The organism is Streptomyces sp. NPDC057543 (assembly GCF_042801895.1).
Lineage (GTDB): Bacteria > Actinomycetota > Actinomycetes > Streptomycetales > Streptomycetaceae > Streptomyces.
Map to the genome: position 1 here is coordinate 1 of NZ_JBHVFF010000301.1, position 10,231 is coordinate 10,231.

The 10,231-nt window shown below is 69.1% G+C and carries 12 protein-coding genes; 2 read left to right on the top strand and 10 right to left on the bottom strand.

Features of this window, described 5'->3' with window-relative positions; genetic code table 11:
• From kdpB to ACFU8Q_RS34395, 6 genes are all read right to left on the bottom strand, one after another.
• On the bottom strand, nt 1–1,523 hold a 1,523-nt coding region (gene kdpB / locus ACFU8Q_RS34370), incomplete at its 3' end, for a potassium-transporting ATPase subunit KdpB (RefSeq protein ID WP_384461913.1).
• A complete protein-coding gene (gene kdpA, locus ACFU8Q_RS34375) occupies nt 1,520–3,184 on the bottom strand; it encodes a potassium-transporting ATPase subunit KdpA (protein WP_384461916.1) in 1,665 nt (554 codons plus the stop codon). The genes kdpA and kdpB, both read right to left, overlap by 4 nt.
• Nucleotides 3,185–3,191: 7 nt before the next feature.
• Nucleotides 3,192–3,281: a K(+)-transporting ATPase subunit F gene (gene kdpF, locus ACFU8Q_RS34380; protein ID WP_078075662.1), complete on the bottom strand. Its 90-nt coding sequence runs from the start codon at nt 3,279–3,281 to the stop codon at nt 3,192–3,194.
• Between the two features lie 370 nt (nt 3,282–3,651).
• Nucleotides 3,652–4,425 carry a DUF3710 domain-containing protein gene (locus tag ACFU8Q_RS34385; RefSeq protein ID WP_384461919.1) on the bottom strand — a complete coding sequence of 258 codons (774 nt, stop codon included), beginning with the start codon at nt 4,423–4,425 and terminating at the stop codon, nt 3,652–3,654.
• Nucleotide 4,426: 1 nt separating this feature from the next.
• Complete coding sequence (gene dut / locus ACFU8Q_RS34390) at nt 4,427–4,960, bottom strand: dUTP diphosphatase (protein WP_384461922.1); 534 nt, start codon at nt 4,958–4,960, stop codon at nt 4,427–4,429.
• On the bottom strand, nt 4,960–5,544 hold the full coding sequence (locus ACFU8Q_RS34395; protein ID WP_384461925.1) for a PaaI family thioesterase: 585 nt from the start codon (nt 5,542–5,544) through the stop codon (nt 4,960–4,962). Before ACFU8Q_RS34395 ends, dut begins: the two co-directional genes overlap by 1 nt.
• A 58-nt stretch (nt 5,545–5,602) precedes the next feature.
• Between ACFU8Q_RS34395 and ACFU8Q_RS34400 the strand changes: the two genes are divergently transcribed.
• Entirely contained in the window at nt 5,603–6,058 is a 456-nt protein-coding gene (locus tag ACFU8Q_RS34400; protein ID WP_384461928.1) for a DUF3093 domain-containing protein, read from the top strand.
• Nucleotides 6,059–6,061: 3 nt separating this feature from the next.
• Here ACFU8Q_RS34400 and ACFU8Q_RS34405 read toward each other — a convergent pair whose 3' ends face one another.
• The 4 genes from ACFU8Q_RS34405 to ACFU8Q_RS34420 all read right to left on the bottom strand — a co-directional run bounded on the left by ACFU8Q_RS34405 (nt 6,062) and on the right by ACFU8Q_RS34420 (nt 9,642).
• A complete protein-coding gene (locus ACFU8Q_RS34405) occupies nt 6,062–7,039 on the bottom strand; it encodes a hypothetical protein (protein WP_384461930.1) in 978 nt (325 codons plus the stop codon).
• 12 nt (nt 7,040–7,051) lie between these two features.
• Nucleotides 7,052–7,348, bottom strand: a complete 297-nt coding sequence (locus tag ACFU8Q_RS34410) for a DUF4193 domain-containing protein (RefSeq protein ID WP_003965732.1) — start codon at nt 7,346–7,348, stop codon at nt 7,052–7,054.
• A gap of 404 nt (nt 7,349–7,752) precedes the next feature.
• Nucleotides 7,753–8,982 carry a sensor histidine kinase gene (locus tag ACFU8Q_RS34415; protein WP_384461933.1) on the bottom strand — a complete coding sequence of 410 codons (1,230 nt, stop codon included), beginning with the start codon at nt 8,980–8,982 and terminating at the stop codon, nt 7,753–7,755.
• Between the two features lie 6 nt (nt 8,983–8,988).
• Nucleotides 8,989–9,642, bottom strand: coding sequence for a response regulator transcription factor (locus ACFU8Q_RS34420; RefSeq protein ID WP_384461936.1), 654 nt, complete (start codon nt 9,640–9,642; stop codon nt 8,989–8,991).
• A 375-nt stretch (nt 9,643–10,017) separates the two neighbouring features.
• Between ACFU8Q_RS34420 and ACFU8Q_RS34425 the strand changes: the two genes are divergently transcribed.
• Entirely contained in the window at nt 10,018–10,191 is a 174-nt protein-coding gene (locus tag ACFU8Q_RS34425) for a hypothetical protein (RefSeq protein ID WP_266749192.1), read from the top strand.
• The last annotated feature ends 40 nt before the right edge of the window (nt 10,192–10,231 follow it).

A 10,231-nucleotide genomic window follows, 5' to 3' on the forward strand; every position in this document is an offset into this window, starting at 1 on the left:
TGGGCGATGGCGCGCGCGGTCAGCGGGTTGTCGCCCGTGATCATGACCGTCCTGATGCCCATCCGGCGCAGCTCGTCGAACCGCTCCCGCATGCCCTCCTTGACGACGTCCTTCAGGTGGATGACGCCCAGGACGCGGGCGCCGTGCTCGTCCTCTAGGGCCACCAGCAGCGGCGTGCCGCCTGCCTCGGAGATCCGGTCGGTGAGCGCCTGCGCGTCCGGCGAGACGCTGCCGCCCCGCTCCTTGACCCAGGCGACGACCGACCCGGTCGCGCCCTTGCGGACCCTGCGCCCGTCGACGTCCACGCCCGACATCCGCGTCTGGGCGGTGAAAGCGACCCACTCGGCCTGCCGCAGCTCGCCTTGGTGGCGTTCGCGCAGCCCGTACTTCTCCTTGGCGAGCACGACGATCGAGCGGCCCTCGGGCGTCTCGTCGGCCAGGGAGGACAACTGGGCCGCGTCCGCCAGCTCGGCCTCGGTCGTGCCCTTGACGGGGACGAACTCGGCGGCCTGCCGGTTGCCGAGCGTGATGGTGCCGGTCTTGTCGAGCAGCAGGGTCGAGACGTCACCGGCGGCCTCGACGGCACGCCCCGACATCGCGAGCACATTGCGCTGCACGAGTCGGTCCATGCCGGCGATGCCGATCGCGGAGAGCAGGGCGCCGATGGTCGTCGGGATCAGGCAGACCAGCAGGGCGGTCAGCACGATCACCGACTGCTTCTGGCCGGCGTAGATCGCGAAGGGCTGCAAGGTGACGACGGCGAGCAGGAAGACGATGGTGAGGGACGCGAGCAGGATGTTCAGCGCGATCTCGTTGGGCGTCTTCTGCCGGGCGGCGCCCTCGACGAGGGCGATCATCCGGTCGATGAAGGTCTCGCCGGGCTTGGTGGTGATCTTGATGACGATCCGGTCGGAGAGCACCTTCGTACCGCCGGTGACGGCACTGCGGTCGCCGCCGGACTCCCGGATGACCGGCGCCGACTCCCCCGTGATCGCGGACTCGTCCACGCTCGCGACACCCTCGACGACGTCTCCGTCGCCGGGAATGATGTCGCCGGCCTCGCAGACCACCAGATCGCCGACGCGCAGTTCGGTCCCCGGCACCCGCTCCTCGTTCCTGCCGGTCATCCGCCGGGCCACGGTGTCGGTCTTGGCCTTGCGCAGGGTGTCGGCCTGCGCCTTGCCGCGGCCCTCGGCGACCGCCTCCGCCAGGTTGGCGAAGATCGTGGTCAGCCACAGCCAGGCGGCGATCGCCCAGCCGAACCAGTCGCCCGGGTCCAGGCAGGCCAGCACGGTGGTGAACACCGAACCGATCAGCACCACGAACATCACCGGGGACTTGACCATCACCCGCGGGTCGAGCTTGCGTACGGCGTCGGGGAAGGACTTCAGCAGCTGCTTGGGGTCGAACAGGCCCCCGCCGACGCGTCCTTCGCTCTGGTGACCCGTGGGCGTGTCCCGGTGCGGTGCCCGGGTGGTCGTGACAGTGGACATCGAGTCCTCTTGCTTCGTACGGGTGGTCATGACGCCAGCCCTTCGGCCAACGGCCCCAGCGCCAGGGCCGGGAAGTAGGTCAGCCCGGTGATGATCAGGATCGTGCCGACCAGCAGCCCGCTGAAAAGCGGCTTGTGCGTGCCCAGGGTTCCCAGGCTTGCCGGTACGGGCTTCTGCTCGGCGAGCGAGCCGGCCAGCGCCAGTACGTACACCATCGGCAGGAACCGGCCCAGCAGCATCGCGAGACCGATCGTCGTGTTGAACCACTGCGTGTCCGCGTTCAGCCCGGCGAACGCCGAACCGTTGTTGTTCGCACCCGAGGTGTACGCGTACAGCACCTCGGAGAATCCGTGCGCACCGGAATTCAGCATCGAGTGGGGCGGGGTGGGCAGGGCCATCGCCGCGGCGGTGAAGCAGAGCGCCAGCGCCGGTGTGATCAGGATGTAGCAGGCCGCGAGCTTGATCTCACGGGTGCCGATCTTCTTCCCGAGGTACTCGGGCGTACGGCCGACCATCAGACCCGCGATGAACACCGCGATGATCGCCATGATCAGCATGCCGTAGAGGCCGGAGCCGACACCGCCGGGCGCGATCTCGCCGAGCTGCATGCCCAGCATCGTGATCCCGCCGCCGAATCCCGTGTACGAGGAGTGGAACGAGTTCACCGCACCGGTCGAGGTGAGCGTGGTGGCCACGGCGAAGATCGACGAACCGGCGATCCCGAACCGGGTCTCCTTGCCCTCCATCGCCCCGCCCGCGATGTCGAAGGCGGGTCCGTGGTGAGCGAACTCGGTCCACATCATCAGGGAGGTGAAACCCAGCCAGATGACGCCCATCGCCGCCAGGATCGCGTAACCCTGCTTGAGCGAGCCGACCATCCGGCCGAACGTCCGCGTCAGCGCGAACGGAATGACCAGGATGAGGAAGATCTCGAACAGGTTGGACAGCCCGTTGGGGTTCTCGAACGGGTGGGCCGAGTTGGCGTTGAAGTAGCCGCCGCCGTTCGTACCCAGCTCCTTGATGACCTCCTGGGAGGCCACGGCGCCACCGTTCCATTGCTGCGAGCCGCTCATGAACTGGCCGACCTCATGGATGCCGGCGAAGTTCTGGATGGCACCGCAGGCGACCAGCACCAACGCGCCGACCACGGAGATCGGCACCAGGACGCGCACGGTGCCGCGCACCAGGTCGGCCCAGAAGTTGCCGAGTTCACCGATACGGGACCTGGCGAAGCCCCGTACCAGCGCGACCGCGACGGCGATGCCGACGGCGGCCGAGACGAAGTTCTGTACCGCGAGGCCGCCGGTCTGGACGACATGGCCCATGGCCTGCTCGCCCGCGTACGACTGCCAGTTGGTGTTCGCGACGAACGACGCAGCCGTGTTGAACGCCTGGTCCGGGTCGATCGAGGAGAAGCCCAGCGAACCGGGCAGACTGCCCTGGAGCCGCTGGAGCAGGTAGAGGAAGAGAACACTCACCGCGGAGAAGGCGAGCACACCACGCAGATACGCGGTCCAGCGCATCTCCGCGTCGGGATTGGCGCCTATGGCCTTGTATATCCACTTCTCGACCCGAAGGTGGTTCTTCGAGGAGTAGACGCCGGCCATGTGGTCGCCGAGCGGTCGGTACGCCAGTCCCAGCGCCGCGACGAGCGCGAGGACCTGGAGCATTCCGGCAAGGACGGGGCTCATATCGGGCTCAGAACCTCTCCGGGTACAGGAGGGCGAGGACGAGATAGCCCAGCAGGGCTACGGCCACGACGAGGCCGACGATGTTCTCGGCGGTCACAGCTTGGCCACCCCCTTGGCGATGAGAGCCACCAACGCGAACACCGCGATCGTGGTGACGACGAAGGCCACGTCGGCCATCGTGTGCTCCTAGATGAGGTACGGATTCTCGGACCTCTTGAGCAAACCTCGCGGCAAAGGCGTCGTGGCCTGCGTTGATGGCTTCCTTACGGGGAATGCCGGGCCCTTGACGGCCCGCATACACGCCCCATACGCGCCCCATACGCGCCCCTTTTGTGCGCTCTCCGGAGCGGGCCTTGTGCGCTCTCCGGAGCCGGCCCGGGGCGCGCAAAAGCCGGTGGGCCGTACCCCCTCGAAAGGGGGTACGGCCCACCGGCCGAAGCTTGTACCGGGCGGCTGTCCGGCTCGGCTCAGCGCACCTCGGTGATCTCGGGTCCGCGCTGGAGCTGGCCCATGCCTCCGGAGAACTTCGAGTTCTCCTGGCTCTCCTGCTGGACGCCCTCGGGCACCATCTGGGCGTCGTCGGGAAGCTTGAGGACGATCGGGTCCCGCGGCGCCATCGGGCCCTCGCCGCGGACGACCACGGTGTCCCGGAAGACCGTCTCCAGCAGTCCCGCCGCCTCCGGCTGCACGGCGCCCTGGCCGGAGATCACTCCGCGCAGGAACCAGCGCGGGCCGTCGACGCCGACGAAGCGCACCAGCTGCACGCCGTTCGTCCCGTCCGGGAGCTGTACGGGGACCTGGGCGCGCAGCTCCCAGCCCAGCGGTCCCTCGACCTCGTCGATGATCCCGCCCTGCTGGGTGATGCCCGAGGCGATCTCCTCGCGGACCTCGCCCCAGATGCCCTCCTTCTTGGGGGCGGCGAAGGCCTGCAGCTGGATGGCGCTGTCGCGCATCACCACGGTCGCCGCGACGATCGCGTCACCGGCCACCTCGACGCGCAGTTCCATGCCCTCGACGCCGGGCACGAAGATGCCGCCCAGGTCGACCCGGCCCTCGCCGGGCCGGGAGACCTCGGTGATGTCCCACGGTCCGTCCGGCCGCGGCGCCGGCGGGAGATTCACCCGACGCGAGCCGCTGTCGGCCCCATCGGTGTCATCGAGCTCGTCGACGACCTGCTCGGCCTCGCGCGCTTCGTCCGCCACGTCCTCGGCGGAACCACTCTTCTTGCGACGTCCGAACACGTCACTGTCCTTCCCGGTCGGGTACGACCGAAGCGTAGCTGTTCCCGCCCTGGGTATTCCCGCCCCTGACGCCATCAACATCACCGGAAGCGTGGCCTCCGGTGGAACCGAAGCCTCCCTCGCCACGAGCCGAGCCGGGAAGTTCCGCCACCTCGTGGAAGCGCACCTTCTCGACCTGCTGAACGACCAGTTGGGCAATCCGGTCGAACCGCTCGAACCGCACGGGATCGCGCGGGTCGAGATTGATGACGATCACCTTGATCTCTCCACGGTACCCGGCATCGACCGTCCCCGGGGCATTCACGAGTGCGACTCCGCAGCGTGCGGCGAGGCCGGACCGCGGGTGCACGAACGCGGCGTACCCGTCGGGCAGCGCGATCGACACCCCGGTGGGCAGCACGGCCCGCTCGCCCGGCGCGAGTTCGGCGGCCTCGGTGGTCACCAGATCGACGCCGGCGTCGCCCGGGTGCCCATAGGCCGGAATCGGCACCTCCGGGTCGACACGGCGGATCAGGACGTCCACGGGACGGCGCATCAGGGGTTCACCTCGAACGCGCGAGCGCGCTTGACCTGGTCCGGGTCGGCCATCGCCGCCCGGATCTCGGCCGGGCGGCCGTTCTCGATGAAGTGGTCGACCTTGACCTCGATGAAGAGGGCCTCGGCACGGACCGCCACCGGTCCGTCCGGCCCGCCGATCCGGCCGGTCGCCCGGGAGTAGATCTTCCGGCCGTGCACCGCGGTGACCTCTGCGTCGAGGTGCAGCACCGTGTCTACCGGAACCGGAAGTACGAAGTCGGTCTCCAGCCGCCCGGTCACCGCGATCACCCGCAGCAGCCAGTTCAGCGAGCCGAGCGTCTCGTCCAGCGCGGTGGCCAGAATGCCCCCGTGTGCCAGGCCCGGAGCGCCCTGGTGGGCGGCCTGCACGGTGAACTCGGCGGTGACACCGACCCCCTCGCCGGCCCGCGCCTGGAGGTGCAGCCCGTGCCGCTGTCCTTCGCCGCAGCCGAAACAGTGTTCGTAGTGCGCGCCGAGGAGTTCGCCGGGGGCCGGGGCTTCGGGGTGTCGGACCGGTTTCACCGCGCCGACCGGGGGCTTCAGAGCCGCAGATGTTCCACTCACAGGCGCAGACCTTACCCGCGCGGCCACCCGGGGGTCGCGCCGTGCCAAGCTTGGGTTCATGCAGCCTTCCACCCCGCCCTTCGACGAACGACTGACCGCGCCCCGTTCGTGGTGGCTCATCGCCTTCCTGGTCGGCATCGCCTGTGCCCTGATGCTGCTGCCACTCGGCACTCTGCCGCTGCTGGCCGGCCTGGTGGGCGGCACGGCCCTGTCGGCGGTCGCGGTGAGCTCGTACGGCTCGACCAGGATCCGCGTGGTCGCCGGCGCCCTGGTGGCCGGTGACGCGCGGATCCCGGTGACGGCGCTCGGCGAGGCCGAGGTGCTGGACGCGGAGGAGGCCCGCGCGTGGCGCTCGTACAAGGCGGACACCCGCGCGTTCATGCTGCTGCGCAGCTACATCCCGACGGCGGTCCGCGTGGAGGTCACCGACCCGCAGGACCCGACGCCGTACGTCTATCTGTCGACCCGCGAGCCGCAGGCCCTGGTCGCGGCGCTCAGTGCGGTACGGGCTTAGCCCCTAGGGCTCCGGTTCGCCCGGCTCCGGCTCGCCCGGCAGTTCCTTGCGCCGGAGGCCCGGCCGCTTCGGCGCAGGCTGCGGCGGGAGCCGGTCCCAGGGGATCTGGCGCTTGCGCAGGTCCTTCCTGACCCGTTCGGCAAGCTTTCTGGTGTCGCGCCGGTTCGTCATCGCGCCGACGGCTGCGCCGACCAGGAACGGGACGAGATTCGGCAGATCGCGCACCATGCGCTTCGCGATCTGCTGGCGCAGCTCACGCTTCATCCGGCCGCCCAGCGCCGCGTCGACCGTCGCCGGGTGGGCGACGTCGATGCCGCGCTCCTCCGTCCAGGACGTGAGGTAGGCGCCGGAACGCTGGGTGATGCCGCCCGGTGGGCGCAGCCCGTAGACCTCGTGCAGCTCGGCGATGAGCTTCATCTCGATCGCGGCCACACCGCTGATCTCCGTCGCCAGCTCGGCGAGCATGGCGGGCGGTACGGGCATCATGGCCGCCGCGCCGATACCGGCGCCGACGGCTGCGGTGGATCTGCTCGCCCCTGCGATGAGTTTGTCGGCGAGCTCCTCGGGCCCGAGGCCCGGGAACTGCTTGCGCAGGGTGGCGAGATCACGCACAGGGATGCGGGGAGCGTTCTGGATGATCAGGTCGGCGATATGACCGATCGCGGCCCTGGCGCTCTCCCCGCCCTTGCGTGCTCCCCGTTTCACTGAATTCAGACGGCCTGCCCCGGTCACGGGCTCCGTCCTGTCGACCTGTCCGGCCCCATCGGCCGTGTCGACTTCTGCTTCTTCTTCGGCTGCCGTGACCGCTTCGAGCGAGGCCCACCGGCCCCGCTCGCCGTCCCGCTCACCCGGGGAGGGTGGCAGGGCGGACCGCTCAGCAGGCGCTGCTACGCCTTCTGCCGGGCCAGTGCCGCCCTGATCCGCCTCCGACGACCTTTTGCGCCGCAAGCGTCGCTTCCGGAACGGTGTGTCGCCTGCCACGGTCGGCTCGACCTAGTCGCAGTCGCGGCAGATCGGCTGGCCGTTCTTCTCGCGTGCCAACTGGCTCCTGTGGTGCACGAGGAAGCAGCTCATGCACGTGAACTCGTCGGCTTGCTTGGGCAGGACCCTTACGGCCAGTTCTTCGTTGGACAGGTCTGCTCCGGGCAGCTCCAGTCCTTCGGCCGCGTCGAACTCGTCGACGTCGACGGCGGACGCCGTCTTGTCGCTCCGGCGTGCCTTGAGTTCTTCAAGGCTGTCCTGGTCGACGTCGTCATCGGTCTTGCGTGGGGTGTCGTAATCCGTTGCCATGTCGCTCTCCCCCTCTGGGTGTCTGCGGTGTCTCAGCGCACGTAACGCGTGAGAGGCCGGACTTGTGCCCGACCCGAGGCGGAGATTTTGCCTCACATCAAGGTCTGTTACTCAATCGACACCCAAAAGGACCGCTCGTGAGCGATCGGCTTGGGTGGCGATGGGGACCGTACACGGTCCCGGTATCGCGCTTCACGGGCGCCACCCCGTGTACTTCCCGTGATATCGGGCCCCGAAAACCCCGACTTTTGCGGGATTTCCGGTGAAGGCCCTGATCACGGAGCGTTGACGTGTCTGAATTCGCTCCTGTGATCGATCACACACGTCCGCTCCGGGCGCAGGTCCCGAAAATTCCGCTCAAAGCGAACAAAGTAAATCGTGTGCGGATCGATCCGCCCGGCCCGTCAGACGGGAAGTGAGACACGCATCACAAGACCACCCCCCTCGCGGGGTTCCGCGAGGATACGGCCGCCGTGAGCGCGCGCCACGGACCGCGCGATCGACAGGCCGAGCCCCACCCCCTTGTCGCTGCCCGTCCGCTCCGTACGGAGCCGCCTGAAGGGCTCGAAGAGGTTGTCGATCTCGTAGGCGGGCACCACGGGTCCCGTGTTCGAGACCACCAGCATGGCCTGGCCCGACTGCAGCTCGGTGGTGACCTCCACCCAGCCCTCCGCCGGGACGTTGTAGCGCACGGCGTTCTGTACGAGGTTCAGCGCGATCCGCTCCAGCAGGACGCCGTTGCCCTGGACGACGGCCGGGGCCCGCTCGCCGCGGATCTCCACGCCCCGTTCCTCGGCCTCGCCGCGCGTCTGGTCGATCGCGATCGAGGCCACCTCGGCAAGGTCGACGGGTTTGCGCTCGACGATCTGGTTGTCACTGCGGGCGAGCAGCAGCAGGCCCTCGACCAGCTGCTCGCTGCGCTCGTTGGTGGCCAGCAGGGTCTTGCCGAGCTGCTTCAGCTCCGGCGGGGCCTGGGGATCGGAGAGATGGACCTCCAGCAGCGTGCGGTTGATGGCGAGCGGGGTGCGCAGTTCGTGCGACGCGTTCCCGACGAATCTCTGCTGGGCCGTGAAGGCCCGCTCCAGGCGGTCGAGCATCTCGTCGAAGGTGTCGGCGAGCTCCTTCAGCTCGTCGTCCGGGCCGTCCAGCTCGATCCGGCGGGACAGATCGGTTCCGGCCACCCGGCGGGCGGTGCGGGTGATCCGGCCCAGCGGGGAGAGCACCCGGCCCGCCATGGCGTAGCCGAAGGCGAAGGCGATGACACTGAGGCCGACCAGGGCCAGCAGCGACCGGTTGAGGAGGGTGTCCAGCGCCTGCTGGCGCTGGTGGTTGACGCAGGTGTTCATGGCCGCCTGGGCGGCTTCGGGTGTGGTGATGCCGCTGAAGTTGCACACGTCACTGGTGACCTGGCCGCTCACGATCGTGAACGGCAGCTCGCTGCCCACATGGAGGGCCTCGGCGGCCAGCATGTAGATGATCGAGAGGAGCAGGATGCCGGCGATCAGGAACATGCCGCCGTACAGCAGGGTGAGCCGTATGCGGATGGTCGGACGCAGCCAGTAGGGCGGCTCCTGATGTTTGGGCTCCCAGGTGGGCTTCGGAGGCGCCGTCGGCGGCGCGGGGAAGGCGGGCATCGGCTATCAGATCCGGTAGCCGGAGCCGGGCACGGTGACGATCACCGGCGGCTCGCCGAGTTTGCGGCGCAGCGTCATGACGGTCACGCGGACGACGTTGGTGAACGGGTCGGTGTTCTCGTCCCAGGCCTTCTCCAGCAGCTGCTCGGCCGAGACGACGGCGCCCTCGCTGCGCATCAGGACCTCCAGCACGGCGAATTCCTTCGGCGCGAGCTGGATCTCGGTCTCGCCCCGGAAGACCTCGCGGCGGTTGGGGTCGAGCTTGATCCCGGCGCGCTCCAGGACGGGCGGCAGCGCCACCGTCGTCCGCCGGCCCAGCGCCCGTACCCGCGCGGTGAGCTCGCTGAAGGCGAACGGCTTGGGCAGATAGTCGTCGGCGCCCAGCTCCAGCCCCTCCACCCGGTCGCTGACGTCCCCGGACGCGGTGAGCATGAGCACCCGGGTGGGCATGCCCAGCTCGACGATCCGCCGGCAGACGTCGTCGCCGTGCACCAGGGGGAGGTCCCGGTCCAGCACCACGACGTCGTAGTCGTTGACCTCGACGCGCTCCAGGGCCGCGGCACCGTCGTACACGACATCGACGGCCATGGCCTCACGGCGCAATCCGGTGGCCACCGCATCGGCGAGCAGTTGCTCGTCCTCCACGACGAGTACGCGCACGGCGCTGTCCTTCCTTAGAAACTTCAGTACGTAGGTGACTTCAGAACGTCTCGATGTGCCCACGGTCCGTGATGCGGGCCGCTCATCAGCTCGGTCTGTGCTGCTCCATCCTGCCCGCAACGCGTATAAACCGGCGGTAAGACGGCGCTCGCCCCCCGGGGCCCCGGGGAATCGACAGGATTTCCGGACCAGTTGAGGTTTCTCTGAGCTTGGTGCCGGGGAGGACGCATGCACACCCGCGATCACGCCTCGAATGTGGCGTGCCACAGGCCACTCCGTCCCCGGAGAGCGCGTGATCACCCGCCCTACCGCCTCCGCGCGGAGGGAAACCCGGGCACACCCCCGTGCCACCGACCCACGATGAGGGGGCGCATTATGGACGCTTTCACCGCCGGTCTGCTGCAACGCATCAAGACCACCGAGTCCGACCTCACGAAAGCTCGGGAGACGGGCGACGACTTCCTCGCGGATGTCGAGCAGGGCGAGCTGGACGACCTGCACCGCCTCGCCGCCGAGCACGGCGTCGAAATCGGCGCCACCAGCGCCTGAGCCGCGCGAGAGGGGCCCCTGACGCCGGATACGGCGTCAG